Below are 26,928 nucleotides of genomic sequence, written 5' to 3' on the forward strand. Positions count from 1 at the left end.
GGCCAGTGCACTTTAGCACAGGCGTGCACGCGGAAATCGCCCTCCCCTTTGTCGCCGAAACACAGAATTCGCATGGTCTTTGACAGGAATCGCGCCTGCCAAACCATGCAAGAGCGGCCATTTTCACTCCATCACGAACCTGTTGGTCGAAGATGGAGTTTACCAATGCCGACATCAGACAGCCCATCGCCAAACGCACTGGCTCCGGGAAGTGGCACGAAGGCCAATACCCGCTCCTTAACGTTTGAAAACACAGGGTCTCGCCTCACCGGCACCCTTTATCTGCCAGAAGGTCATGACGGCGCACCGCTTCCAACCGTGGTCGTAACGGGTGCGTGGACTGCCGTTGAAGAACAGATGCCCGCAAACTACGCACGCGCGCTGGTTGGGCACGGCTTTGCCGCCTTCACCTTCGATTTTCGCGGCTGGGGCAAGTCCGGCGACCTGCCGGGCGGTGTGCGTTACGTGGAAAGTCCGAAGGCGAAAACCAGCGACATTCATAAGGCGTTCGAATTTGCCGCAACACGTCCGGAAGTGGACGCCACGCAGCTCTTCGGCCTCGGCATCTGCGCATCCGCCGGCTACATGATCGACGCCGTTGCGGGCAATCCGCTTGTCGAGCGGGTGGCGCTGATCGCCCCCTGGCTCCAGAACCGGGGACTCGTCGAAACCGTCTATGGCGGCGCCGAGGGTGTTGCAGCGCTGATTTCTGTGTCACGTGCCGCCGAAGCTGCGGGCGGACAGATCATTCCCGCTGCTGGCCCGGAAGGTGCCGACGGAGTGCTGATGCCGATCGGCGGCTACTATTTTGAACCTGCGCGCGGCGCCATCCCGCAATATGACAACAAGTGGAACAACGCCGGCTGGGAAGGCTGGCTGACCTATAATCCCGCGGACAATCCCGATCGCCTCGACAAGCCACTTGCGCTCGTTCATTCCGAGGCTGCCGCGATACCGGAAGGCGTGCACCGCTTCCTTGATGGTTTCAGAGGCGAACGATCCGTTGAGTGGTTCGACGACGTCGATCAGTTCGCGTTTTACGACACGCCCGACATCATAAGCCGCGCAACGGCATTCGTGGCCGCTCACTTCAACGCGGCTGCGAACAGTGATGGCTGAGCGACCGCCTCCAGGCATCTCCGGCTCTTGAGCCCTCCCCTGAAAGACTTCAATCATTGAAGGAGAAACCATGTCCAATGAGACCAATACTTCGCGCCGTGCAATCCTGACAGGAGGCATGGCGACCGCGGCGACCCTCGCCTCTTCCGTTGCCCTTGCCAACAGCATGAAACCGGCGGCAACTCCGGCGGAAGTCAACGCCGATGGCCGTTTCAACGGCAAGGTTGTTGCCGTCACCGGTGGTAACTCCGGTATCGGTGAGGCGACGGTGCGCGCTTTTGCCATGGAAGGTGCACAAGTGGTGTTCGGCGCGCGCCGCGACGAGCTCGGCCGGCAGGTCGAAGCCGATATCCGCAATGCGGGCGGCGACGTCACCTGGGTCCAGACCGATGTGCGCGAACCGGATCAGGTCCAGCGTTTCATCAAATCCGCGACTGACACTTACGGACGACTGGACGTCCTGTTCAACAACGCCGGCATCTTCATGACGCCGAACCTGATCGAAGACATAGACATCGAAAACTTCGACGACATGATGCGCACCAACACGTTTGGTGTCTTCTACGGAATGAAATATGCGATTCCGGTCATGAAGGCCCAGGGTGGTGGTGTCATCATCAACATGGCTTCGGTCGCCGCTCATCGCGGCTTTCCCAACACCGCGCACTACAACGCGTCCAAACACGCGGTCCTCGGGCTGACACGCGCGGGTGCCAAACTGGCCGCGGACAACATCCGTGTCGCATCGATTTCGCCGCTCGCGGTGGACACGCCGATGCTGAAGGAAAGCTTCGACTATCAGGGGCTGACCTACGAAGGCATGGCCGGATTCTTTGTCACGCCCCGCATCATGGACCCCCATGAAATGGCGGCAGGTGTCCTGTTTCTGGCATCGGATTCGGCAACAGCCTTCAACGGTATGGACATCGATGCGACGGGCGGACAACTCGCCTGACGGCGTGCTCACGGCACGCCACCTGGAAACCGGATTTCAAAGGAACACACCATGAAACACACGCTCATGGCAGCGCTCGCTGCGACAACCCTGCTTGGAGGAACCGCGATGGCAGATCAGACGGAAATCAGCCGCTCCATTACCGACATTGCCGCCGGTGCTGACAGGCATGACTGGGAGCGCGTCCGCGGCGCCTTCGCGGACACGGTCACCAGCGACTATACCAGCTTGTGGGGCGGCGATCCCGTCACCCAGCCGGCAGACGAACTGGTGGCGGGCTGGTCCGGGTTCCTGCCCGGGTTCGACAGCACGCATCACATGGTCACCAATCATGCGATCGCGTCGATGGACGGGAACAGCGTGATCGCGGAGGCGGATTTCATTGCAACCCACCGGATCGGAGAGGATCTTTGGACCCTCGGCGGACGTTACACATATGAACTTGCCAACAGCGGCGACCGCTGGCTTGTGACCTCCCTGACCATGACCGCTTTGTGGGAGACAGGGGACCGCGGCCTCGTCGCCACCGCAGGTGAGCGTGCCGCGAGCGCAAGATGACATATCTGTCGTTGCCGCCTGCCTGAGCAGGCGGCAAACATCAATATCTCCGGATTGTTCCCTATCGCTGGCGGTAGGACGCCGGCGTCATGCCGAACTTGCGTTTGAAGTGTTGCGAGAAGCGGCTCACGTCCTGGTATCCGACCCGCCAGGCGATTTCGGAGACGCTGAAGCGGGTGGTCTGCAATAGCACCGATGCCAGATCGAGCCGGGCTCCGATGACATATTGCAGCGGCGAAACGCCAATTTCCTTCTTGAAGGCCTTTGAAAAATGCGTCCCGCTCATCGCGGCAAGATCTGCCATCGCGGCGAGCGTCAGATCTTCGGCTAGATTGTCGTGGATGTAATCAAGAACCCTGCGCAGCCGCCTGTCTTCAATTCCGGCATGCGAAGCAGGCTCCGGTTTGATCAGCTGAACCACCTGCGCCGCCAGAGCCCGGGACATGGTTTCGCGATAGAGGCTTCCGCCTTCCCCCGAGGTCAGAGCGTTGAGTGAGAGACTCAATAACACCGGGTCGATATCGCCGATAATCGCCTGAAAATCCTCTGACGCTGAGACACCGAATTCATCGAGCAACCTTTCGCCTAACGAGACGGTGACAAACTCAAGATCGTCATCATATTCGCACACACCCTCGCTTCCCGCCGGCAGAAGCCAGCCCTGATGCTTTTTCAGGGGGGAGTGTAGTGCGCTGTCCGAGCCGTGCGAGATGCGGTGCGAGGGTTGGTCGTTCAGGAAGATGCCGAGCGTCAGCGATGGAAGCGAATAGGCTCCGCCCCCAGCCGGCAAAAACGACTTTTCCGAAACGACATCAGGCATGCCAGGATTCTAGGTGCTTTTTAACCAAATTCAAATGGCCATTCCCGCTGAAATCGCCACCGGCCAATATCTGCTTCTCCACGGTTGAACTGCTCGAAATCCGACGAATGCCACAACCCAGACAACAGCCGGAACGCGAACAATCTCCCCGCAGGTACCGTGATTTCATATGAACTATTTGAAAGGGTGCAACAATCGGCTGCCCTTTGGCTAAATCTGGCATCTTGCGCCGAAAGGTGATTAACTTAGCCGGAAAAATAAAAACCAATGTTGAAATTCCGGCGGCGTCATTAAAGTTAAAAAAAAGACACGTAAGACCCTATCACCTCTGTGATACGTTGCTGCAGCCGGACGGGCGCGGGGTCATGTTGGACCGATATTTCGGAACAGCATGTGCGCTTTAGACGGGGTCTGAGAACGGTGTTGTGACATTGCACGAGCCAGCTAGTTTTTTACGAGCCAGTAGGATAAAGTCATGAAAGATAACGAGAATCACACGCTTACCTTCGACGAATTCGACGAGATGGTAAACCCGCGCCCGGAAGAGTGTGACTTCGACCGGATCGTCGAATCTGCCCTTAGCCGCCGTGGTTTTCTTGGCGGCGTCATGGCGTTCGGCAGCTTTGCGGCCCTCGGCGGCAGCATGAGTTCAGCCGAGGCGGCATCCGGCCGTTTCGCGTTCGACCAGATCGGCACATCCACAGCCGATACCGTGACCGTGCCGGAGGGGTACAAGGTCGACGTCATGATCCAGTGGGGCGACCCGCTATGGTCCGACGCGCCCGAATTCGACCAGGCGACCCGCGGCACCGCCGCGAGCCAGGAGCGCGCATTCGGTGACAACACGGACGGCATGGACGTGTTCGCACATGACGGCAAGCTTTTGCTTGTCGTGAACAACGAATACACCAACCGCTCAATCATCTCCACAAAAGCCGAGGACGGCCGTCTTGTCGGCGCAGATGAAATCGCAAAAGGCATGATGGCGCACGGCGTTTCCGTGGTCGAAATCGCCTTCATCGACGGCAAGTGGCAGATGGTCAAGGACAGCCCCTATAACCGCCGCATCACGCCGAATACCGAAATGGAACTGACCGGTCCGGCAGCCGGACACGACCTGATGAAGACCGATGCCGATCCTACCGGCACAAAGACGCTCGGCACCTGGAACAACTGCGGCAATGGCGCCACACCCTGGGGCACCTATCTTGCCTGCGAGGAAAACTTCAACGGGTATTTTTCCTCCAGTGAAGACGTCAAGGACGACAATCCGAAGTCGATCACCCCGGCCATGAAACGCTACGGCGTCAACACCACCGACTGGGGCTACGGCTGGGCCGAAATCGACGAGCGTTTCGATGTCGCCAAGCATCCGAACGAGCCGAACCGTGCCGGCTACGTGGTTGAGATCGATCCGACAGATCCCGCCTCGGCACCGAAGAAACGCACCGCGCTCGGCCGCTTCAAGCATGAAAACGCCGAAACCGTTATCAACAATGACGGCCGCGTGGTGGTTTACATGGGTGACGATGAGCGCGGCGAATTTGTCTACCGTTACGTTTCCAACGGTGCCTATGCTCCGGGCGCACCGACCGATGATCTTTTGAGCGACGGCGTGCTCTATGTCGCCAAGTTCAGCGACAACGGCACCGGTGCCTGGGTTGCCCTCACCCCGGAAACCACCGGCATGGATCAGGCCGAGATCCACATTCATACCCGCCAGGCTGCATCGGCTGTCGGCGCGACCACGATGGACCGCCCGGAATGGGTTGCGGCCAATCCCAAGGCACCGGAAGTCTACTGCTGCCTGACCAACAACAAGAACCGTGGCGTGAAGCCCAATGCCGGGGGTGACGACACCGCGGCAAACGGACCGAATCCGCGTGACAAGAACAATTACGGTCAGATTGTTCGCTGGCGTCCGGACGGCGGCGACCACACGGCACCCGGTTTCACCTGGGACCTTTACGTGCTCGCCGGCAACCCGACGGTACATTCCGACGCTTATGCCGGATCTTCGAACGTCAACGCCGACAACATGTTCAACTCGCCGGATGGACTGGCCTTCGATGCCAACGGTCTGTTGTGGATCCAGACGGACGGCAACTACAAGAACGAAGGCGATTTTGCCGGTCACGGCAACAACCAGATGCTTGCGGGTGACCCGGTCACTGGCGAGATCCGCCGGTTCATGGTCGGTCCCAACGAGTGTGAGATCACCGGCCTGATCTGGAGCCCGGATCGACGGACCATGTTTGTCGGCATCCAGCACCCGGGTGAGCGTGGCAACAGCCATTGGCCGGGGGGTGGTGACAGCGTTCCGCGCTCCGCAATCATCGCGGTGACCCGCGAAGACGGCGGCCTCGTCGGCTAAACAGCATATCCACAAGGAAACGAGAACGGCCGGTCCCTGACCGGCCGTTTTTTTGGCGTCCTTCAAATCAGAAGAGGCACACAGACCGCCGCGCGTGCGCGGTCGTCCTGGATCAGGCAACCTTGCTGTGATCGTACCAGACGGCTTCGATATTGTGGCCGTCAGGATCAAGAACGAACGCTGCGTAATACCCGGGCCAGTAATGCGGACGATAGCCGGGACCGCCATTGTCGGTCGCCCCCTCCTGCAGCGCCACATCGTAAAAGGCGTGCACCTCCTCCCGGCTTTTTGCTTCAAAGGCGATATGGGTTGGCACAACCGGATCATTCACCACCCAGAGATCGGTGTTCTTCCCGTCGAAAAAACCGGCAGCGTCGCCAACTTCCATGGAAATCGAGTAGCCGAGCGTCGAGAGCACCTTCAGATAGAAGGCCTTTGACTTCTCATAGTCGCTGACATGCAGATGTGTGTGAGCGATCAACCTGTATTCCCCGCATTTGTCCCGCTTCGCGCCCGGCAGCCTAGCACAGGCTTACCATTTTGGATCGGACGTTCGGGACCAATACGAAACCGCCTTAGGCGGCGGCGGGCCACTCCTTGGCAACCATTGTCAGGACGTCATATTGCGCAACGACCTCGTCATTCTGGTTGGTCACCTGGCAGTCCCAGCGCACTTCACCGTGCTCGGCATTTTCGCGCGGGTTGATCTCCTTGCAGGTCAGACGGACCTTGAGGCTGTCACCGAAATAGACCGGGGTCAGGAAGCGCAGGTTGTCGACGCCGTAGTTCGCCAGCACCGGGCCGGGCTCCGGATCGACGAACAGCCCGGCGGCAAAGGAGGCAATCAGATATCCGTGGGCGACGCGGTCATCGAAGAACGGGTTTGCCTTGGCAGCCTCGCTGTCCATATGGGCATAGAACGTGTCACCGGTAAACTCTGCAAAGTGCTCGACATCTTCGCGTGTGACCTCACGCGCCTTCGTGACGATCTGATCGCCGATCCTTAGCTCGGCCAGGGACTTGCGGAACGGATGGATGTCGCTATGCGCATCGGCCCCTTCAGTCCATTGACCGGTGACGGCAGACAGGAGTTCTGGCGTTCCCTGGATCGCGCTGCGCTGCATGAAGTGCTTCACGCCGCGCATGCCGCCCATTTCCTCGCCGCCTCCCGCACGGCCCGGGCCGCCGTGCACCAGCGGAGCCAGTGGCGATCCATGTCCCGTCGAACTCTTCGCCGAACGCCGGTTGCCGATCAGAACGCGTCCATGGAAAGGTGCAAGACCCGTCACGATCTCCCGGGCAACCGTGCTGTCATCCGTAAAGAGGGACGAGACAAGAGACCCGCGTCCCTTTTGCGACAATGCGACAGCTTCGTCATTGTCCGAGTAAGCCATGACCGTGGCCACGGGGCCGAAGGCCTCGACCGAATGAACCGCGTCCGCTCCGCAAGGGTCGGCGCAGCGCAGAAGGATCGGCGAGAGGAAGGCCCCTTTTTCTGCATCTCCGGAGGAAAGCGCGACACCTTCAAGCGAACCGGAGACAATCTCAGCTTCTTTCGCCAGGACGCCGACCTTGGCTTTCACATCCTCGCGGTCCTTGAGCGAGACGAGGGCACCCATCCGGGTGTTTTCATTGTCGGGCAGTCCGATCGGCGTTGCCGCAAGCCGTGCCGTCAGTGCCTCGACGACCGCGTCTTCATATCTTTGCGGCACGATGATGCGCCGGATCGCGGTGCATTTCTGCCCGGCCTTGACCGTCATTTCACGCGAAACTTCCTTGATGAAGAGATTGAACTCGTCCGTGTCCGGTCCCGCATCCGCGCCGAGGATCGATGCATTGAGGCTGTCGGCCTCCATGGTGAAGCGTACGGAGTGCTGCAGGATCGCAGCCCCGGATTTCAGCTTCTGCCCTGTGGAGGCGGACCCCGTAAACGTGACAACATCCTGCTCGTTGACGTGATCGAGCAAATCGCCCGCCGATCCGGTCACGATCTGAAGCGCGCCGTCGGGCAAAATGCCCGTTTCGAGGATACGGCGCACCACCAGTTCGGTCAGATAGGCGGTCTGAGAGGCCGGTTTCACCACGCACGGCATACCCGCGATCAGCGTTGGCGCGATCTTTTCAAGCATGCCCCATACGGGAAAGTTGAACGCGTTGATATGAACGGCGACGCCTTGCAGCGGCGTCAGAATGTGCTGCGCGGAAAAGGAACCGTCACGCGACAGAGGTTCAACAGGACCCTCGGTCAGAACCTTCGTGTTCGGCAATTCCCGGCGCGCCTTGGATGCGAAAGTCAGCAACGTGCCGATCCCGCCCTCGATATCGATCCAGCCATCGGTTCGGGTTGCGCCGGTTGCGAAGTTTTCCAGGTAGAACTCTTCCTTCTGCTCCATGAGTTTCAGGCCAACCGCCTTGAGCATCAAGGCGCGCTCATGGATGGTCATGGCCCGCAGCGCCGGACCTCCGACCGCGCGCGCCCATTCAAGCGCCGCCCTGAAATCGAGCCCCGCGGTCCCGATGAAAGCGTGGATTTCACCCGTCGCCGCATTCAGGACCGGCACGCCGTCACCTTCTCCCGTGCGCCATGCGCCTTCGACATAGCTTTTCAATCGGCGTGCGGCCGTTCCCGTCCCGGTCATGGATCGTCCTTTCTAGGTGATGGACTCATAAATGAGGCCGAAATGGTTTGAGGCGGCTTGCTTCGCCTCAAGGAGCGGAAGCGCAGGAAATGTGCTTCATTTTCAAGCCTTTCGCGACGCGGAGGAGGCGCAAGCCGGTCAAATCCGAAGGACATGGAAATGGCTTTACCCCGTGGCGTCAGCGTGCTTGACCGGGCAGGAAGCCCGCTCCGCACACCCTTCCTGACTGGATTTCGCCATTTCGTATGCCATTTCAGTCTCATTTATGGGTCCATCACCTAGAATGGTCAGGCAAGTCCGAGCTTGGCCAGACGTGTTTCGGCATCTGCTGTCCACGCGCGCCGCAGTGTTTCGTTGTCGGTGTGCCGAAGACCCAGTTTCCTCAGCCGGTCAAAACGGGCCGACTGCGCCGGGCCGAATGTCTCCGCAACTTTCGGCATCCAGTAGGCAATCGAGGCCATCGCTTCGTCCCGCGAAGCAGGTGTGTCCGAAACCTGCGCAAGCCCCTCAAGCCCCAGTTCCATGTGCCGTTTTTCCTTCGGAAGGATGGCCCGGAACTCTTCACTGAGCGGCTGGTAGGATGTCTGCACCTGTTCCTGAAGCTGGTGCACCGTCGCAAGGCCCATGAGGAAATTCATGACCACGGCATCGGTCCAGCCTTGAAGCGGATAGTGGAAAACGGAAAGGCGCATGTCTCCGCCCTGCCGTTTCGGGTCGATCTGCGCGTCCCGATCCTGGCGCGCCGACCAGGAATGCGCCTTGTTGTAGAGGGCCTTGTCGGTTCCAAAATCACCCATAAGGTCGAGAATCCGCTCGGCATGGTCGACCTTTTCCAGCGTGATCCGGCACGCTGCAATGCGCTCTTTCAAACCGGGCGCCCAGTTGATCGCATCGGCGAAACCGGCGGACCCGGCAAGTTCGCTGTCGACAAAGGACGACATCAAGCGCAGCAACTCGCCCCGGTAGCGCGGCGGCACATTTTCCGGCGAGGTCAGCTTGCCGCCCTTGTCCAGATAGTCGGACAGCGTCATCGCCTCGTCCTCGGGAAGCATAGCCTCATTCGTCATAGCTGATCACCACCTTGTCGGAGACGGGAATGCACTGGCAGGAAAGGACGTAACCTGCACGGACCTCGTAGTCTTCGAGCGCATGGTTCACTTCCATTTCCACTTCACCTTCCAGCACCCTGGCGCGGCACGTGGAACAGACCCCGGCCTTGCAGGAAAACGGGGCGTCCATCGAATTGGCGACCGCTGCCTCCAGCACGGATGTTCCATCCTTTTCCATCTGGAAATTGCGCGTCGTGCCGTCGAGCGTGACCGACAGTTCACAGGTGCCCGCAGCAGCAGCTGCTGCTTTCGATGCCGTTCTTGCCTTTGCCCGTCCCGGCTGCGAAGAGGCAAAGAGTTCGAACCGGATCTGCTCGTCTGTCAGGCCGTGCTTGCGCAGGCTCTCCGCAATCGTCAGCATCATCGGCTCCGGGCCGCAGATGAAGGCCGTGTCGACCTCTTCTGCATCAATCCAGAGCTTGAACAGCAGATCCATTTTTTCTGCATCGATCCGCCCGGTAAAGAGATCAATCTCCTGTGTTTCCGTCTCCAGGACATGGATCAGCGACAAGCGCCCGAGATACTGGTTCTTCAGATCCTCCAGTTCCTCGCGGAACATGATCGAACTGGTCTGCCTGTTGGCATAGATCAGCGTGAACGTGCTTTCCGGCTCGCGCGCCAGAACGGTCTTGATGATGGATAGGACAGGCGTGATGCCCGATCCGCCGGCAAAGCCGAGATAGCCTTTCGCGGCTGTTGGCTCCAGTTCGGTATGGAACCGTCCCATCGGCTCCATTGCATCAAGGCGGTCGCCCACCTTCAGTTCCTCGTTCGCCCAGGTTGAAAACGCGCCGCCATCGACGCGCTTGATGCCGACTTTCAGGCAACCCTCGTCGAGCCCGGCACAGATCGAATAGGACCGGCGCAGCTCCTCGCCGTCGAAGTCGCGGCGAAAGGTCAGGTACTGACCCTGGATGAAGCTGAACGCCTCCGCATCAGGCGCGTCCGGTTTGAGCGTGACCACAACGGCATCGCGCGTGTCGCGGCGAATGTCGGTCACTTCGAGCGAATGGAATCGTGCCATTGGTGCTGCCCTTTTCCTGGCTCTAGATACATTTGAAATAGTCGAACGGTTCCAGGCACGCGCGGCAGCGCCACGCGGCCTTGCATGGTGTCGAGCCGTATTGACTGACCCGTTCCGTGTCCATGCTGCCGCAGCGCGGGCAGGCAACATCCGGTCCGCTCGCACCCGACATCCGCGCCGCACGTGAACGCAGTCCGTCGCTTGCGGTTCCGTCGACAGGTGGCGCAATCCCGAAGGTTTTGAGTTTCTCCCGCGCCTCCTGCGTCACCCAGTCCGTTGTCCACGGCGGGGAAAGCCGCCGTTCCAGCCGCAGGTTCTCAACGCCCTTTTCTCGAAGCTTTTCTTCGATCATCAGATCGATCACCGCCGTCGCCGGGCATCCCGAATAGGTCGGTGTGACGGCAACGACCAGACGGTCACCCTCGTATCTGACATCACGAATGATGCCGAGTTCCGTCACCGAAACGACGGGTATCTCCGGATCTGGAACCTCGGCGAGCCAGGTCCAGATCTCGTCGGTTTTGGGAAGGAGCGTTGTCGACATGGCCGCGTGCCTCACCAGCTTGCGCCCGGATAGGCACGCTGGAGGAACTGCATTTCGGCAAGGATGAAACCAAGATGTTCCGTATGCCGTCCCTGCTTGCCACCCAGATGTGCGTAACCGCCGGGTTCGGGTGTCTTGAGTGTCGCCTCGTCCAGGATGGAGCGGACATCTTCATCCCAAAGGCCCTGTAGCCCGGTGAGTTCCGGCGCGATGCCGGCGCCGCTCAATGCCGCGTCGACATTGTCACCGGCGAACATTTCGCCGGTATATGGCCACAGCAGCTCGAGCGCTTCCTGCATGCGGCGATGGCTTTCTTCGGTTCCGTCGCCGAGCCGCACAACGATGTCCGATGCACGATCGAGATGATAGCTGACTTCCTTTAGCGCCTTGGCCGCGATCTCGGCAACGCGCGGACTTGTCGAGTGTTCAGCTAGCCATTTGAGCAGCAGGTGATGATAGGCATCGAACAGGAACTCGCGCATGATCGTCACCGCCATGTCGCCCTTCGGCAGTTCCACCAGCAACAGATTGTGGAACTTCATGGCATCGCGCAGGTAGGCAAGGTCGTCCGCATCGCGGCCTTTTCCTTCCACTTCACCCGCAAGCCCGAGCCACATCTGGGTATGCCCGATCAGGTCGAGCGCCGTGTTGGCAAGCGCGATGTCTTCTTCCAGAACAGGTCCGTGGCCGCACCATTCCGATGTCCGGTGACCCAGAATGAGCGCATTGTCACCCATGCGGCAAAGCCATTCAAAAAACGCAGCCCGGATGGCATCATCGTTCATGAACGGGTCTGCCTTCAGCTCCGCGTCGGTTGTTTGCGCCCCCGACATCACATTTTCCCCACTTCATCGGGAATGTCGAAGAATGTCGGATGGCGGTAGGTCTTGCTTTCCGCTGGGTCAAACAGCGGTCCCTTTTCCGAGGGGCTCGACGCGGTGATGTCCTTGGACGGAACCACCCAGATCGAGACCCCCTCGCGGCGGCGCGTATAGACATCGCGGGCGTGGTTGATCGCCATTTCGGCATCCGGTGCATGCAGGCTGCCGACGTGCCGGTGGTTCAGACCATGCTGCCCCCTGATGAACACTTCCCAGAGAGGCCATTCTTTCTTGGACATGGCAGTCCCTCCCTCTTCTCGTCTCGATTATTCCGCTGCGACAGCCGCCGCCTTGCGGCGGTCAGCGGCCTTATCCGCGTAGGCATTCAGTCCCTCGCGGAACCAGGCGCCGTCGTCCCAGGCCTTGACCCGGGCGTTGAGGCGCTCGCGATTGCACGGACCATTGCCCTTGATGACTTCGAAGAACTCCGACCAGTCCGGCTCTGAGAAATCGTAGCCTTGCTTGTCTTCGTTCCATGCCAGCTTATCGTCCGGCACCTTCAGGCCGAGATAGTCGGCCTGCGGCACGGTTTCGTTGACGAACTTCTGGCGCAGTTCGTCATTGGTGTTCATCTTGATCTTCCAGGCCATGGATTGCGCGGAATGAACGGAGTCCTTGTCGGACGGACCGAACATCATCAGCGAGGGAAACCAGAACCGGTTCAGCGCGTCCTGCGCCATGTCCTTCTGCTCGGGCGTGCCGGCAGCCATTTTCATCATGATCGCGTAACCCTGGCGCTGATGAAAACTCTCTTCCTTGCAGATGCGGATCATGGCCCGGCTGTAGGGTCCGAAGGATGTCCGCTGCAGCGGCACCTGGTTCATGATCGCCGCCCCGTCGACAAGCCAGCCAACCGCGCCGATATCTGCCCAGTTCAGGGTCGGATAGTTGAAGATCGAGCTGTATTTCATCTTGCCCGAATGCAGCTTTTCCAGCAGTTCGTCCCGCGAAACGCCGAGAGTCTCTGCGGCGGAGTAAAGATAAAGACCGTGCCCGGCCTCATCCTGCACCTTCGCAAGCAGGATCGCCTTGCGTTCAAGGGTCGGTGCACGGGTGATCCAGTTGCCTTCCGGCAGTTGACCGACGATCTCCGAGTGGGCGTGCTGACCGATCTGGCGGATCAGGGTCTTGCGATAGCCTTCCGGCATCCAGTCCTTCGGCTCGATTTTCTCGCCGTTGTCGACCCGGTCCTGGAAGTCACGCTCTTCCGGCGACATGTCTTCACGCGACTTGAGACCTTCTGATTTCACGAGCTGCGCATACATCGCATTTCCTCCAAAAACACCTGTTCAGGCCCTGTGCAATTCAATCCTACACCCGCTCCAGCACCAGTGCGATGCCCTGCCCGACACCGACACACATTGTGCAGAGCGCGTAGGTGCCGCCCGTGCGCTGCAACTGATAGGCCGCATGCAGCACCAGCCGTGCCCCGGACATGCCCAGCGGATGGCCAAGCGCAATCGCACCGCCATTTGCATTCACATGTGCAGCATCATCCGGCAGTCCAAGCTCCCTCAAGACAGCCAGCGATTGCGACGCGAACGCCTCGTTGAGTTCGATCACATCCATCTGCTCGAGGGTGAGACCCGCAATATCGAGCACCTTTCGGGTGGCCGGGCCGGGCCCGATCCCCATGATCCGGGGCGGCACGCCAGCGGCTGCCATCGCGACAACCCGAGCTTTGGGAACAAGTCCGTTCGCGCGCGCTGCCGCTTCGGACGCGACAATCACGCCTGCAGCGCCGTCGTTGACGCCGGATGCATTTCCTGCAGTCACGGTCAGATACGGCCCGTTGACACCGCGCAGTTTTGCCAGGGCTTCCGCGCTGGTTCCCGGGCGCGGATGCTCGTCCGTGTCAACGATGATCGGCTCACCCTTGCGCTGCGGGATCGTGACAGGAACGATTTCGTCCCTGAACACACCCGCCTGTTGCGCGGCGTCCCAGCGGCGCTGGCTTTCAGCCGCGAACCGATCCTGATCGGCCCTTGAAATTGCGTAGTCCTCGGCAACATTGTCGGCCGTTTCGGGCATGGAATGCGTGCCGAACGCCTTTTCAAGCCGCTTGTTCTTGAAGCGCCAGCCGATCGTCGTGTCATACATTTCCGCATTGCGTGAGTAGGCCGTCCCCGCCTTGGCGACGACAAACGGCGCGCGGCTCATGCTCTCCACACCGCCGGCAAGCATCAGGCCTGCATCGCCTGCACGGATCGTGCGGGCGGCCAGCCCGATTGCGTCCATGCCGGACCCGCACAGCCGGTTGACCGTGGCGCCCGGAACGGAGACGGGCAGACCTGACAGAAGCACGGCCATGCGCGCAACATTCCGGTTGTCTTCGCCCGCCTGATTGGCGCATCCCAGGATGACGTCGTCGACCGTGTCCCAGTCCACCTGTGGATTGCGGTCCTTCAAGGCCGCAAGGGGAATCGCAGCCAGATCGTCTGCGCGCACCGATGCCAGGGCACCGCCATAACGCCCGATCGGGGTACGGACTGCATCGCAGACAAAGGCTTCCGGCATTACTCTCTCCCGCAGCAAACTTGCGGTCGACCCAAATTCATCGACCGAACGGTCAGCGTTATAGCATCAAAACATCACACTTAAAACCCCATTTCAAATTAAAGTGTGATCCTTTGATCCTGAATGACGGAGCTTATGGCCGGTTCAGCCCGTTAACGAGACGGCCTCGCGCCTCAGCCTGTCCAGACGCAGGTCTGTCACTTCCGTGGAGGATGGCAGCAAACCGAAGGAATCGCTGAATGACCTCCCGATGAACCCGTCGGCAGCCGAGGCCAGTGCAAGATAGATGCGCACGAAAAGCCGCCGCGCCTCAAGCGCGGGCCAATTGTCGGGCCAGGCTTCGCGTGGCAGTCGCGGGTCTTTGAGCGCCGCCAGCCGATAGTGATGAATAAGCTGCAACCGCAAGGCCAGGGCGGTCTTGCCGTCCAGGTCGTGCAGGCTCCGGTCTCGAAGCATCTCCTCTGCGGCATCAAAACGCGCCAGAAACGTCCGATACCTCTCGCCGACAACGTCCAGGTCCCACAGATCAGCGGCAAGACCCGGCCAGTCATTGCGTTCACCGATCGCCTCACCGGATACGAGAGCACCGGTTGGCCGCGCAATATCCGTGCGGTTGGGTGCGAGCGCGACGCCGTTTCCCAATAAGGCCCAACCGTCCGGAAGTTCTCCGCGCGTCTTCAAGGCGAGCAGCCAGCCGCGCGCCGCGGGCGGCGGCGTGTAAAGCACCTTGGACGCAGATCTGAATTCCGCCTGCGCCTGATCGGTCAGCCTGTAGAAACTTCGGCGTCCGATCCGTTCACCGACCAGTTTGCCCGCCGCGACAAGCCTTGAAACAGCGGTCCTGACAAGGCTTTCGCTGATCCCCTGCCCCGCACAACAGTTGACAAGGTCACCCATCCACAGCGTCCCTCCCCTCGGTTCGATCGCATCGCCATAGAGCGTGACGATGAAGGCGGGGGCACGTGGGATGTGTCCACTCTGCTGGGGCGTCAGGAGTTGATCGATCTGTTTTGCGGTCATAAGTATCTCTCGAACACGATCGGGAATTCATAGCACGAAAACTGACCAGGATTGAAAATTTTGTAATGTTTGAATTTGCCCCGCAAACGCGAACGGCACGACCCGCTTCAACGCGCTTTATGCGCCTGAGACCAGGTGTTCCTTCGCCGACTCACTCCCGATTGACTTTGCCTTCAAACTGCGAAATCAGTCGTCAGTCACACGTTGAGCGGAGCCACAGCCTTGAAGATCGTTCACATCTCGGACACCCACATTCAGGATGATCCCATCATGGGATCCATCCCCGCAGACAACTTCCGGGCCTGCGTCGAACACGTACTGGAACACTGCTCCGATGCGGACATGGTCGTCATTTCGGGCGATCTTGCGCATCACGGCACAAACGCGAATTACGCATTTCTGAGCGCGCTCTTGCAGGAAACCGACCTGGTTTCGATGAACCCGCGCCTTATGATCGGCAATCACGACGACAGGGAAACGTTTCTCGGCGCATTTCCGCAGACGCCGGTCGATGAAAACGGCTTTGTCCAGTGGGTCGAGGAAACACCGCGCGGGCACTTCCTGTTTCTCGACACAAACGAACCCGGCACCCATGCGGGTCACTACTGCGCCAAACGGCAGGCCTGGCTGCGTGCCGCGCTCGACGATGTGGTCCGGCAGAACTCAGGCGCCTACATCTTCCTGCATCACAATCCGATGACCGTTCACGTTGCCAACGCGGACCAGATCGGAATTGTTCAGGTGGACGCCTTTCAGGATATTCTCGAGGACTACAAAAGCGTCATCCGGCATATCTTCTTCGGCCATTGCCACTTCAGCCTGTCCGGATCAGTCTGCGGTATCCCGCTTTCCGCCCCACGCTCGACCAGCCACCCGAACTGGCCCGACTTTTCCGGCAACAAGGACAGGGTCGGCTATGGCGGCATGGCGCAGAACTACAATGTCGCGTTTCTGGACGCGCGCAGCACCGTCATCCATTCCATGGACTTTCTCGATGAGCGCAAAGCGACGTGGGTGAAAACCGAGGCAGACGGCTGGTTGTCGGAAGACAACATCTGATCACGTCCGTGCTTGCAATTAAACCGGCCAGATCGAGCTCCGCTACCGCAGGCCCTCGTTGATGCTCTTCAAAACGCGGCTGCCCGGGCAGAGTTCGTCCTTGCCCATGCTGTTCAGCGGCTGGCTCGCAAGCTCCAGCGTATGATTGAGATCCTGTGACGTCGGATCGAGATAGAGCAGCCCGGTCAGCACCTTGCCCGTGCGGTCCGCGGCCTGCAACGCCATCAGAGCGTCTTCGCGGCTGTCGGCCTTGTGATCCTTGCTGGCCTTGTGCAGATGAATGATCGACCCGTCATGCAGCGTCACTGTCTGGCTCGACCCTTCCTTGTATTGCGTCCGGATCTCCTCGCGCATCGGCACGAAATCGACGGGCATGGCCTCCAGATTATCGCGCGTGGCCGCATAACTCTTCGTTGAGCCGACATTGTTGGCGAAGGTCACGCAGGGCGACACGACATCGATAAAGGCAAACCCCCTGTGCGCCATGGCGGCCCGGATCAGCGGTTCCAGCTGCTCCTTGTCACCTGAGAAACTGCGGGCAACGAAACTTGCCCCCTGCAGGACCGCAAGGCTTGCCAGGTCGATGCCCTCGAACGGGTTCTGCGTCCCGTATTTGCCGACCGATCCGAGATCGGCGGTCGCGCTGTCCTGACCCTTGGTCAGCCCGTAGCAGCCGTTATTCGCGACGATATAGGTCATGTTGACGTTGCGCCGGATCAGGTGAACGAACTGCCCCATGCCGATGGAGGCGGTGTCGCCGTCACCGGAGACACCCAGATAGATCAGATCCCGATTGGCAACGCTTGCCCCGGTGGCAACGGACGGCATTCGCCCGTGGACGGAATTGAAGCCGTGGCTCCGGCCCAGGAAATAGGTCGGCATCTTCGAGGAACAGCCGATTCCCGACAGCTTGGCAATGCGGTGCGGCGGGATCGAAGACAGGAAACAGGCGTTGCGGATCGCCGCGGAAATACTGTCGTGCCCGCATCCCGCGCAGAGCGTCGAAATCGATCCGTCATAGTCGGCAACCGTGTAGCCGAGCGAATTCTTCGGCAGCTTCGGATGCTGGAACTTTGGCTTGTAGTAGGACATCAGGCAGTCTCCGGATGCAGCTTGACGACATCGGCGCTGGTGGCATTGAGCGCCCGCCGGATCTGCCGGGCGATGGTTCGTGCGGTGATCGGTGTGCCGGAATAATTCAGGACCGAAGTCAGCTTGTCCGGCGCGATGTGGCATTCATTCATGATCAGCTGACGCATTTGCCCGTCACGGTTCTGTTCGATCACGAACACGACGTCATGCTCATGCACGAAGGCGTCGAGGCTTTCGTGAAAGGGGAAGGCCCGGATGCGCATGACATCGATCGGGTAGCCTTCCTCGGCGAGAATCTCGACCGCTTCATAGGAGGGCGACGCGGAGGTGCCGAAAAACAGCGCCCCCAGTTTCTGCTTGGTTTTCGGCTTCTTGACCGGGATCGGGTCATGCACCTTGGGAACCGGCACATAGGACTTCGCGGTTTCGAACTTGCGCAGGAGCCGGTCGACATTCTCAACATAGTCGTCACCCTTCTCGGAGTAGACCGCCATGTCGTTTTTTGACGAGCCCCGGGTGAAGAAAGCGCCTTTGTCCGGATGGGTTCCGGGCAGCGTGCGGTAGCAGATCCCGTCGCCGTCCACATCGACGTAACGCCCCCACGTCTCCGCTTCGTCCAGCGCGTTCTTGTCGAGCACCTTGCCCCGGTTCATCTCGTAGTCGTCGTCCCATTCAAGCGGCGGCGACATCCAGTCATTCATGCCCAGATCAAGATCCGACATCATGATCACCGGGGTCTGCAACTGCTCGGCGAGATCGAAGGCCTGCACGGTCATGTCGAAACATTCCCGCGGCGTCGCCGGAAAAAGCAGGACATGCTTGGTATCGCCGTGGCTGGCATAGGCCGCCGCCAGGATGTCCGACTGCTGGCTGCGGGTCGGCATACCCGTGGAGGGCCCGGATCGCTGAACGTCGATCAGCACGACCGGCACTTCGGCGAAATAGGCCAGACCCAGGAATTCGCTCATCAGCGAGAGGCCCGGCCCGGACGTCGCCGTAAAGGCACGGGCACCGTTCCAACTGGCCCCGACGACAATGCCCATGGCGGCGAGTTCGTCCTCGGCCTGCAGGATCGCGAAGTTCCGTTTACCGGTCCCGGCATCGATCCGCATCCGTTCCGCGTATTTGGAAAAGGCGTCGACGACGGATGTCGACGGCGTGATCGGGTACCACGCCGCGACGGTTGCACCGCCATAGATGGCTCCGAGCGCTGCAGCCGTGTTGCCGTTCATCAGAATATGCTGGCTTTCCCGGATATGCGGCGCATCGATGACGCTCGGGTCCAGCCGGATCGGCAAGGGGCAGGTAAAGTTCTCCTTGGCGTACTGGTACCCCATTTCGAGCGCATGCACGTTGGGCGAAATCAGCTTTTCCTTGCCCTTGAACTGATCGCTGAGAAGGTCTTTCAAGATCGAAAAGTCGATATCGAGCAAGGCAGCGAGCGCGCCCACGTAGACCACGTTCTTCAGCAGCTGCTGCAAGCGCGCAACCTTGAACTCGCGCATGCACATCTCCGTCAGCGGAATACCGAAGGTGCTGATGTCGTCGCGCTTCAGATGCGGTGCCAGCGGCCGGGTGGAATCGTAGACGAAGTAGCCTCCGGGTCCGACGCTGGCGATATCATCTTCCATGGTTTGCGGGTTGACGCACAGCATCAGGTCCACGCCACCGCGCCGGCCGAGATAGCCCTTGGCACTGACCCGCACTTCATACCAGGTCGGCAGCCCCTGGATATTCGATGGAAAGATGTTGCGCGGACTGACCGGCACGCCCATCCGGAAGATCGCCTTGGCAAAGAGATGGTTCGCCGATGCGGACCCGGTCCCGTTCACATTGGCGAACTTGACCACGAAATCATTGACGCCCTCGAGCTGCTTCATTTCACATCCACCAGGTTGGGCGTCGCCTTTGAAACATTGTAGAAGAACATCTGCATGTCCCATGCGGCGGTCGGACACCGTTCGGCACACAGGCCGCAATGCAGGCAGACATCCTCGTCCTTGACCATGACCCGCCCTGTCGGCAGCTTGCCGGAGACATAAAGATCCTGCTCCGGGTTTTCCGCCGGGACAATGAGCTTGCCACGAAGCTCTTTCTCGGGTGCGTTCTGCGTGAAGGTGATGCAACTGGTCGGGCAGATATCCGCGCAGGCATCACACTCGATGCAATTGGAATCGGTAAACACGGTCTGGGCGTCACAGTTCAGGCAGCGCTCCGCCTCGATGAAGGCTGTTTCGGGATCGAACCCCAGCTCCACCTCGACCATGCGGTCGCTCAGGGATTTCTTGAGGTCCTCCAGCGGAACGATCTTGCGCTCGTCGGTGATCGGAATGGAATCGTAGCTCCATTCGTGGATACCCATTTTCTGCCCCACCAGGGTGACATCCGGCGGTGGCCGCTTGGACAGGTCCTTGCCCTGACAGTAGAGATCGATGGAGACGGCCGCCTTGTGGCCATGGGCGACGGCGGTGATGATGTTCGACGGCCCGAAGGCGGAGTCGCCACCGAAAAAGACTTCCTTGCGGGTGGACTGGAACGTCTCGTCATCATTGATGATCGGCGTGCCCCAGCTGGTGAAGCGGATGCCCGTTTCCTTTTCAATCCACGGAAAGGCGTTCTCCTGGCCGATGGCAACAAGCACGTCGTCGCAGGGAAAGAACTCCGGCTCTTCGCCGGTGGGCACCAGTTCGCGGCGGCCGTCCCGGTGATAGACCGCCTTGACCTTTTCGAAGGTCATGCCGACGAGCTTGCCGTCCTCGACCACGAACTCACGCGGCACATGGTTGTCGATGATGGGGATGCCCTCGTGCATGGCATCTTCCTTTTCCCAGGGAGACGCCTTCATGTCCTCGAACGGGCTGCGGACAATCACTTTCACATCCTCGCCGCCGAGGCGGCGCGATGTGCGGCAGCAATCCATGGCGGTGTTGCCACCGCCAAGCACGATCACGCGCTTGCCGATCTCCTTGATGTGTTCGAAGGCGACGCTGGCGAGCCAGTTGATGCCGATGTGAATATTCGCATCGGCTTCCTTGCGGCCCGGAAGCTTCGGCAGGTCCCGTCCCTTGGGCGCACCGGAGCCGACGAAGACTGCGTCATAGCCCTTGGTCAGCATGTCGGCCATGCTGTCGACATAGGTGTTGAACACCGTGGTGATGCCCATATCGAGAATGTAGCCGATCTCCTCGTCCAGGACGCTTTCCGGCAGACGGAACGAGGGGATCTGGCTGCGCATGAAACCGCCGCCCTTGGTCTGTTCGTCGTAAAGGTGCAATTCGTAGCCGAGCGGGGCAAGATCGCGGGCGACTGTCAGCGATGCCGGACCGGCCCCAATCAGGGCGACCTTCTTGCCGTTGGGCGGTCCCGCCTTCGGCAGCATCTCCGCCACCTCGTCCTTGAAGTCGGCGGCGACGCGTTTCAACCGGCAGATCGCAACAGGTTCCTCTTCAACGCGTCCGCGCCTGCAGGCCGGTTCGCACGGACGGTCGCAGGTGCGCCCGAGCACGCCTGGAAACACATTGCTTTCCCAGTTGATCAGGTAGGCGTCCGTATAGCGCTGCTGCGCGATCAGACGAATATAGGCTGGCACCGGCGTGTGCGCCGGGCAGGCATACTGGCAGTCGACGACCTTGTGAAAATATTCCGGGTTCGTCGTATCGGTAGCTCGCACGTCCTTTTCCCCTCCCATAGGTCCAAGACAACTGGCTGTTACAAATTAAAGCGCGCCGCGATCACCTATGTAAAGAGTACATGATCCGGTCCCGGATGCTATTTGACTTTCGAATACTTGCCGGAGAGCATCCAAAGGCCTGAAAACAGCGGCGTCGGACACCGAAATCCAGCCCGTTACAATTCCTCGGAAACGTGGTCCGCCCCGGTGGCCAAATCCAGCGTCAGAACGCCGGGCAACGCCTGAGCGGACCATTTTGATGCGGAAAGTCCCAGCGCAGCGTCAGCTCGTCACCGGCCAGCCTTAACCCGATGAAATACCCGCGCACACTGTCTTCGCCGCACTGTGCCGTTGCAGCGGTAAAGGCTCCATCATCCCCGATCTCGACCGGGCCCCAGTCGAGCTTGCACCAGAGCTGTCCCTGCTTCAGCCAGAGCCGGCCGATCTCGAACGGCGCGGCCAGCACCGTTCCGCCGGGTTTGATCGGTGCACGCGCACATTGGTCTGCCGTTCCCCAGATGCCGAGGAACTGCTCGTGATCATCGGCATTGGCCGGACCAGTGAAGAGAACGATCAGGAGAAGAAGGTGGCGCAGCAGACGGGTTTTCATTCCACCAGCTTGCATCAGATCCCCTGGCGCGCAAAGACGCTGAGCGATCACGGACCTGCAATCCGGCGTGACCTCCGATCTCGTATGTATCGAAATCCTCGACAATGACGGCATCTTTGCCGAACACGTTGCCCGGGGCGATCAACCCGGATGCAGCAGGTATCCGCCGGAAACAGGAGGATTTCCTTTTCTCCCGTTCCGACGGCCTGCGTCCGCACGAAACCTTCGTCGGGACAACGTAGTCGAAGGGACTTCCTGAAACAGGAATAGTAATTAAATCTTCCATTGTCAGAAAAACATAGTAATTTTGTAACATTTTACTTCTTATTTGACAGCAGATCATAAATTGTCTGCAATAAATCGACTTGAACGAAAACCCACGATCCTATTTGAGCGGGTCGGGTAAAAACAAAACAACGTGGGACAGAGTCGAATGCATAGATTTAACAAGGCAGTGGGTTTTTTCTTTGCGCATGCAGGTTTGGCGGGCGTTCTGATCAGTGCCGGAATCGCCCAGGAAACGTCCGAACCAAAGCAAACCCTGTTCACCAATGTCCACGTCTTTGACGGCGTGAACGAGCAGCGCATTGAAAACGCGAGCGTGCTCGTGGAAGGCAACCTGATCAAGACGGTTTCCACCGGCACGATCGACGCGCCGGATGCCGAGGTCATAGACGGCGGCGGGCGCACGCTGACACCCGGTTTCATCGAGACCCATGCCCATCTGATGCTCATGGGGCCGAGCCTGCCACTGATGGAATCCAATACCACCTGGGAAGACTTCGGCATTCACGGAACGCGGATGGCCGAGATGTATCTAATGCAGGGCTTTACCACTGTGAGGGACGCCGGCGGTGGCAATGGCGGCCTGCGCCGCGCCATCGATGCCAGCAAGATCCCGGGACCGCGATACTATCCCTCGGCAGCCTTTCTCGGTACCCGCGGCGGCCACGCCGACTTTGCGAATTTTACCGCGCCACCAGGGTCTGAAACCAATTTCAGCCGTCTCAACATGGCGCAGGAAGTCGATAGCGTCGCCGATGTTCAAAAATACGGGCGCAACAATTTCCGCATGGGTGCCACACAGCTCAAATACATGCAGTCCGGCGGTGTCGTATCCGCATTCGACCCCTGGCAGTTGCTCGCCGGTTCAAAGGCGGAGATCGAGGCCGCCGTCCAGGTCGCGAACGAGTATGGCAGCTACGTAATGGCACACTCCTATCGCAAGGAAGCCATCCTGAACGCGCTCGAAGCGGGTGTGAAGTCAATCGAACACGGGTTCTCGTTCGACTGCGAAATCGCCGAGATCATGAACGAAAAAGGGGCTTTCATAACGACAAACCTGACGGCATTCGATCCGGGATTGCTGGACATCCCGGCAGTCGCCAGCGTGCCATCGAGCCTCGCCAAGGCGAAATCGGCGTCGGCAACCTTCGCAGGCTACATCGACAACATGAGAAAGTGTCCGGTAAAGCGGGGTTTCCAGACCGATTGCGTCGGTTCCGTCGAGGCCTGCAACATTCAGATCGCCTACGAGAAACATCTCAACAACGATTTCTTCGGCGCCTATACCTCGATGGTCACTCTGACCTCGACCGGTGGCGAGATCGTTGCCCTTTCAGGCGATTTCATGAACCCCTACCTTGAGGGCAAGCTTGGCGTGATCGAGGAAGGGGCGTATGCCGACATCCTGCTGATCGACGGCAACCCGCTGGAGGATTTTTCCGTCGTTGGAACCGGCGACCAATGGTTTGGTGCCGACCCGCGCCCGGAAAGCCCTGAAACGATCCGCCTGATCATGAAGGACGGCGAGATCTTCAAGAACACGCTGAACTGATCCGGGGCCGGAAAGATGACTTTTCTTGCGTTTCGATCAGGGAAGATGTGTGGCCGTGCGGGAATATTCGCAGCCTTTCTGTTTGCGTGCCATCAAACGGGCTCCGCGGATGCCTCGGAAGTCTCCTGGAGCGACTTGCCCGATCGTTCTGCCCAGACTTACGAAGATCCCTACCGCGACCTGAGCCGTGCGCAGCTGGATGCGCTTTTGGCCGTCGTGCGCCTGCGCGATGAACTGGAAACACCGGACCTTGCCGCTAACCTGCGCGCCACATTGCAACAAAGCCTCGCGGAGGCGGTCGGGGTGTTGGAAAGGGCCGGTATCGAGCCGGACTGGCTCATCTCGCAGCGCTGGGTCGTCGCCGAACGGCGCGAACGCGCTGCGACCGCCGGCAACGCGGACCTTGACGGCTCGCAGGCAACGCTGTCGGGCTTCGTGATCCCGGCGCCGCCGGACGCCGACGGCCGCTTCACGGCCTATCTCGTTCCCGAGCGCGGCATGTGCAGCCATGTGCCGCCACCGCCGCCCAACCAGCTTCTGAGGCTGGTGTTCGAAGAGGCCTGGTACCCGCAGTTCATTTATGAACCGGTGAAGGTCAGCGGCCGGCTCGAAATTGCCCCCTCACATCGCGTCATGCGCGTCGTGGACGGACCGGTGAAAATGGTGTCCACGTTCACGATCGATGTCGCCAGCGTGGAAGCACTCGCACCCCGCAAAGCCGAAAAGAGATGGCCCCTGCGGCCGCCGTCGCCATCGGCGGCCAAGGTCACGAAGGCGGACCGTCCATGACGTTTTTCTCCTGGAAACCGGGTCTGGCAGTTTGGCTCGTCGCCGGCGCCACATTGGTCGGACCAGCTTCGGCGGCAGAAGCCGAGGCGCCGGGTCTCGGCGGACCGAGTTCCGTTCGCGCGGATCTGACCGATGGCGACGGATTGACGGATCCTGAGTTCCGATCCCGTTTCCTGCAGGCCAACCTGCCCGCGTGGTTTGCCTTCAAGGGCTCTCTTAGAGAAAACGCGAATATCGACTTCAAGATCGACTATCTCAGCCTTGGGCAATGGTCGAACGCAGATGTCGGCCAGGGTCATGCGGCGGGTGGCATTGCCAGGATCTACGGCACCTGGCAGGCCTTCGAGACCGGCGGCCTCACAGCCAAGCTGGAGCACAGAACCGCCTATACCACCGTTGCGCCCCAGTTCTTCGGTTTCGACAGCGACGCCCAGTCGATTACCGGAACCGCTTTCAATGACATCCAGCTGGCCCTCACGAACCTGTTCTGGACGCAACGCGCGGAAAATCGCGTCTGGACACTTCAGATCGGTCAGATCGACGTGACGGATTTTGTCGACGTCTACGGTCTTGTCAGTCCATACACCGCCTTCCAGAACCTCGCCTTCAACACCAACCCGACGATCAACGCACCCAATCCGGGCATTGCCGTCGCCGGCGGTGTCCGCCTGCACGAAAACATCTACGCAATCGCCAGCATCGCCGATGCCAACGGCAATCCCGCCGAACCGAACTTCGATGTCTTTAAGACGGGTGACACGTTCAAGAGTTTCGAAATCGGCTACATGAGCAGTCAGGACAGGATCTATTTCGACAACATCCACCTGACCTTCTGGCAGAGCGACGGCGCTGACAATGGTTCGCGCAAGGACGACTGGGGCGTTGCCGGGTCTGCGTCCTGGTTCTTCGACAATCGCTGGATGCCGTTCCTGCGCACCGGCTTTTCCCAGGGTGAAGCGGCACTCTACAAGGCAACGGTGTCAGCGGGTCTCGGGCTTTACACCCGCCAGACGGATCTCGTCGGCATCGGCCTGAACTGGTCCGATCCGGGCGACGCGTTTGATGACGATCAGTACACGGCGGAAGTCTTCTATCGTCTCACCCTCTCGCCGAACCTGGCGATCACACCGAGCGTCCAGTTGATCGCGAACCCGGCCTTGAACCCGGAAAAGGACAGCCTGGCCATATTCGGTCTGCGCGGGCGGATCGCTCTATGAAACGCGTGTGGAGCACCGTTCGATCGCGGTTTTTCGAAAGCAAGCTGCATGGTGAGCTGACCAGCAAGGAAGATCTCGCTGACCGCATGGACCGGACATCCCGGGCAACCGTGCCGTTTTTCCTCATGCTGTCGCTGAGCGCCGTACTGGCGACCCTCGGCCTGATCGCCAACAGCACGGCGACGGTCATCGGGGCGATGATCGTGGCTCCGCTGATGTCCCCGATCATGAGCACCGCCTTCGGGATCGCGACCTTCGACATAAGACTTGTCGCGCGCGCGCTGGTGACGGCGGTTCTGGGGTCCTGCTGCGTTGTAGCAGTCGGCTATTGCGGGGTTCTGATGGTTGGCGCACGTGTCGTCGGTCCGGAAATCCTGGCGCGCACCAGTCCGTCGATGCTCGACCTTGTTGTCGCGCTTGCCGCCGGGTGTGCCGGAGCCTATGCGCAGACACGGCCACGCATTGCCGATTCGATTGCCGGTGTCGCAATTGCCGTCGCCCTTGTTCCACCGCTGGCGGTGACCGGGATCGGCCTTGCCCTTGGCGACAAGGCGAGTTCGGCGCTCGGGATCGGTATGGAAGACCTGGGGCTCAGCAACGGCGGTCTGGATATCGCCGCCGGCGGTTTCCTGCTTTTTCTGACCAACTTTGTCGGCATCGTCATCGTCGCGGGCCTCGTCTTCATCGTTCAGAATTATGGCGATTGGAAAAAGGGTCTCGCCACGCTGATGGTGATGATGGTCGGGAGTTACGCCCTCATGCCGCCTCTGCAGACCGCACTTTACGAAATCTATGTGAAGAACCGGCTCCTCAGGATCGTCAACAAGAACCTCGATCTCGACAGGGCCATGAATGAAGACCACAAGGTTGGCCGCATCCATTCCGTCAGTGTCGACTACCGGCACGGTCGGGTCCTGGTTTCCGTTGTCATGACGGCGGACCGTGCGGAACTCGACAGCGCGCAGGCCGGTCTCGACCGGTTCGTTGCCCAACTCTCGCGCGACATCAAGCAGGAGGTCGTCATCCAGGTGGACATCGAGGCTGTCGACATTCATCGGTTTACCGCGCGTGGCGATGAACAGTGATTGACCTGG

Annotated in this window: 25 protein-coding genes; 10 read left to right on the plus strand and 15 right to left on the minus strand. The window is 60.0% G+C overall.

Annotation, left to right across the window (positions count from 1 at the left end):
• The first annotated feature begins 165 nt into the window (after positions 1 to 165).
• The 3 genes from RBB49_RS05490 to RBB49_RS05500 all read left to right on the plus strand — a co-directional run bounded on the left by RBB49_RS05490 (position 166) and on the right by RBB49_RS05500 (position 2,632).
• Positions 166 to 1,119: an alpha/beta hydrolase gene (locus tag RBB49_RS05490; RefSeq protein WP_306141690.1), complete on the plus strand. Its 954-nt coding sequence runs from the start codon at positions 166 to 168 to the stop codon at positions 1,117 to 1,119.
• 70 nt (positions 1,120 to 1,189) lie between these two features.
• Positions 1,190 to 2,074: an SDR family NAD(P)-dependent oxidoreductase gene (locus tag RBB49_RS05495; RefSeq protein ID WP_306141691.1), complete on the plus strand. Its 885-nt coding sequence runs from the start codon at positions 1,190 to 1,192 to the stop codon at positions 2,072 to 2,074.
• 51 nt (positions 2,075 to 2,125) lie between these two features.
• Entirely contained in the window at positions 2,126 to 2,632 is a 507-nt protein-coding gene (locus RBB49_RS05500; protein WP_306141692.1) for a nuclear transport factor 2 family protein, read from the plus strand.
• A 61-nt stretch (positions 2,633 to 2,693) separates the two neighbouring features.
• On the opposite strand, the gene RBB49_RS05505 is transcribed toward RBB49_RS05500, so the two are convergent.
• Positions 2,694 to 3,452 (minus strand): helix-turn-helix domain-containing protein, encoded by a 759-nt coding sequence (locus RBB49_RS05505; RefSeq protein WP_306141693.1) that lies wholly within the window; start codon positions 3,450 to 3,452, stop codon positions 2,694 to 2,696.
• 475 nt (positions 3,453 to 3,927) lie between these two features.
• Here RBB49_RS05505 and RBB49_RS05510 point away from each other — a divergent pair, with 475 nt between their 5' ends.
• A complete protein-coding gene (locus RBB49_RS05510; RefSeq protein ID WP_306141694.1) occupies positions 3,928 to 5,826 on the plus strand; it encodes a PhoX family phosphatase in 1,899 nt (632 codons plus the stop codon).
• A 112-nt stretch (positions 5,827 to 5,938) separates the two neighbouring features.
• Here the strand turns inward: RBB49_RS05510 and RBB49_RS05515 are convergent, their stop codons facing one another.
• The 10 genes from RBB49_RS05515 to RBB49_RS05560 all read right to left on the minus strand — a co-directional run bounded on the left by RBB49_RS05515 (position 5,939) and on the right by RBB49_RS05560 (position 15,560).
• Positions 5,939 to 6,307: a VOC family protein gene (locus tag RBB49_RS05515; RefSeq protein ID WP_306141696.1), complete on the minus strand. Its 369-nt coding sequence runs from the start codon at positions 6,305 to 6,307 to the stop codon at positions 5,939 to 5,941.
• A gap of 94 nt (positions 6,308 to 6,401) precedes the next feature.
• Entirely contained in the window at positions 6,402 to 8,465 is a 2,064-nt protein-coding gene (gene paaZ / locus RBB49_RS05520; RefSeq protein ID WP_306141698.1) for a phenylacetic acid degradation bifunctional protein PaaZ, read from the minus strand.
• 287 nt (positions 8,466 to 8,752) lie between these two features.
• Positions 8,753 to 9,532 (minus strand): Phenylacetic acid catabolic protein, encoded by a 780-nt coding sequence (locus tag RBB49_RS05525; protein WP_306141700.1) that lies wholly within the window; start codon positions 9,530 to 9,532, stop codon positions 8,753 to 8,755.
• Positions 9,522 to 10,598, minus strand: coding sequence for a 1,2-phenylacetyl-CoA epoxidase subunit PaaE (gene paaE / locus RBB49_RS05530; protein WP_306141701.1), 1,077 nt, complete (start codon positions 10,596 to 10,598; stop codon positions 9,522 to 9,524). Before paaE ends, RBB49_RS05525 begins: the two co-directional genes overlap by 11 nt.
• A 22-nt stretch (positions 10,599 to 10,620) precedes the next feature.
• Positions 10,621 to 11,142, minus strand: a complete 522-nt coding sequence (gene paaD / locus RBB49_RS05535) for a 1,2-phenylacetyl-CoA epoxidase subunit PaaD (protein ID WP_306141702.1) — start codon at positions 11,140 to 11,142, stop codon at positions 10,621 to 10,623.
• Between the two features lie 11 nt (positions 11,143 to 11,153).
• Positions 11,154 to 11,927: a 1,2-phenylacetyl-CoA epoxidase subunit PaaC gene (gene paaC / locus RBB49_RS05540; RefSeq protein WP_306141840.1), complete on the minus strand. Its 774-nt coding sequence runs from the start codon at positions 11,925 to 11,927 to the stop codon at positions 11,154 to 11,156.
• 47 nt (positions 11,928 to 11,974) lie between these two features.
• Complete coding sequence (gene paaB, locus RBB49_RS05545) at positions 11,975 to 12,262, minus strand: 1,2-phenylacetyl-CoA epoxidase subunit PaaB (protein WP_296589966.1); 288 nt, start codon at positions 12,260 to 12,262, stop codon at positions 11,975 to 11,977.
• 27 nt (positions 12,263 to 12,289) lie between these two features.
• Positions 12,290 to 13,288 carry a 1,2-phenylacetyl-CoA epoxidase subunit PaaA gene (gene paaA, locus RBB49_RS05550; RefSeq protein ID WP_306141703.1) on the minus strand — a complete coding sequence of 333 codons (999 nt, stop codon included), beginning with the start codon at positions 13,286 to 13,288 and terminating at the stop codon, positions 12,290 to 12,292.
• Positions 13,289 to 13,334: 46 nt separating this feature from the next.
• Complete coding sequence (gene pcaF, locus RBB49_RS05555; protein ID WP_306141704.1) at positions 13,335 to 14,540, minus strand: 3-oxoadipyl-CoA thiolase; 1,206 nt, start codon at positions 14,538 to 14,540, stop codon at positions 13,335 to 13,337.
• 144 nt (positions 14,541 to 14,684) lie between these two features.
• Positions 14,685 to 15,560 (minus strand): PaaX family transcriptional regulator C-terminal domain-containing protein, encoded by an 876-nt coding sequence (locus RBB49_RS05560; protein ID WP_306141705.1) that lies wholly within the window; start codon positions 15,558 to 15,560, stop codon positions 14,685 to 14,687.
• 222 nt (positions 15,561 to 15,782) lie between these two features.
• Between RBB49_RS05560 and RBB49_RS05565 the strand changes: the two genes are divergently transcribed.
• The gene (locus RBB49_RS05565) at positions 15,783 to 16,619 is read left to right on the plus strand and encodes a metallophosphoesterase (RefSeq protein ID WP_306141706.1); all 837 of its coding nucleotides are present in this window, start codon (positions 15,783 to 15,785) and stop codon (positions 16,617 to 16,619) included.
• A 42-nt stretch (positions 16,620 to 16,661) separates the two neighbouring features.
• On the opposite strand, the gene RBB49_RS05570 is transcribed toward RBB49_RS05565, so the two are convergent.
• The 4 genes from RBB49_RS05570 to RBB49_RS05585 all read right to left on the minus strand — a co-directional run bounded on the left by RBB49_RS05570 (position 16,662) and on the right by RBB49_RS05585 (position 21,991).
• On the minus strand, positions 16,662 to 17,711 hold the full coding sequence (locus RBB49_RS05570; protein ID WP_306141707.1) for a 2-oxoacid:ferredoxin oxidoreductase subunit beta: 1,050 nt from the start codon (positions 17,709 to 17,711) through the stop codon (positions 16,662 to 16,664).
• A complete protein-coding gene (locus RBB49_RS05575; protein WP_306141708.1) occupies positions 17,711 to 19,591 on the minus strand; it encodes a 2-oxoacid:acceptor oxidoreductase subunit alpha in 1,881 nt (626 codons plus the stop codon). Before RBB49_RS05575 ends, RBB49_RS05570 begins: the two co-directional genes overlap by 1 nt.
• Positions 19,588 to 21,381 carry an FAD-dependent oxidoreductase gene (locus tag RBB49_RS05580; protein ID WP_306141709.1) on the minus strand — a complete coding sequence of 598 codons (1,794 nt, stop codon included), beginning with the start codon at positions 21,379 to 21,381 and terminating at the stop codon, positions 19,588 to 19,590. The genes RBB49_RS05575 and RBB49_RS05580 overlap by 4 nt, the downstream gene beginning before the upstream one ends.
• Positions 21,382 to 21,604: 223 nt before the next feature.
• The gene (locus tag RBB49_RS05585; protein ID WP_306141710.1) at positions 21,605 to 21,991 is read right to left on the minus strand and encodes a hypothetical protein; all 387 of its coding nucleotides are present in this window, start codon (positions 21,989 to 21,991) and stop codon (positions 21,605 to 21,607) included.
• 104 nt (positions 21,992 to 22,095) lie between these two features.
• Here RBB49_RS05585 and RBB49_RS05590 point away from each other — a divergent pair, with 104 nt between their 5' ends.
• From RBB49_RS05590 to RBB49_RS05610, 5 genes are all read left to right on the plus strand, one after another.
• Complete coding sequence (locus RBB49_RS05590) at positions 22,096 to 22,233, plus strand: hypothetical protein (protein WP_306141711.1); 138 nt, start codon at positions 22,096 to 22,098, stop codon at positions 22,231 to 22,233.
• A gap of 191 nt (positions 22,234 to 22,424) precedes the next feature.
• Positions 22,425 to 23,828, plus strand: a complete 1,404-nt coding sequence (locus RBB49_RS05595) for an amidohydrolase family protein (protein ID WP_306141712.1) — start codon at positions 22,425 to 22,427, stop codon at positions 23,826 to 23,828.
• A gap of 135 nt (positions 23,829 to 23,963) precedes the next feature.
• Positions 23,964 to 24,617: a DUF3299 domain-containing protein gene (locus RBB49_RS05600; protein ID WP_306141713.1), complete on the plus strand. Its 654-nt coding sequence runs from the start codon at positions 23,964 to 23,966 to the stop codon at positions 24,615 to 24,617.
• Positions 24,614 to 25,834, plus strand: a complete 1,221-nt coding sequence (locus RBB49_RS05605) for a carbohydrate porin (protein ID WP_306141714.1) — start codon at positions 24,614 to 24,616, stop codon at positions 25,832 to 25,834. The genes RBB49_RS05600 and RBB49_RS05605 overlap by 4 nt, the downstream gene beginning before the upstream one ends.
• The gene (locus RBB49_RS05610; protein WP_306141715.1) at positions 25,831 to 26,919 is read left to right on the plus strand and encodes a DUF389 domain-containing protein; all 1,089 of its coding nucleotides are present in this window, start codon (positions 25,831 to 25,833) and stop codon (positions 26,917 to 26,919) included. Before RBB49_RS05605 ends, RBB49_RS05610 begins: the two co-directional genes overlap by 4 nt.
• Positions 26,920 to 26,928 lie beyond the last annotated feature (9 nt).

The organism is Roseibium sp. MMSF_3412 (genome assembly GCF_030733265.1).
Classification (GTDB): domain Bacteria; phylum Pseudomonadota; class Alphaproteobacteria; order Rhizobiales; family Stappiaceae; genus Roseibium.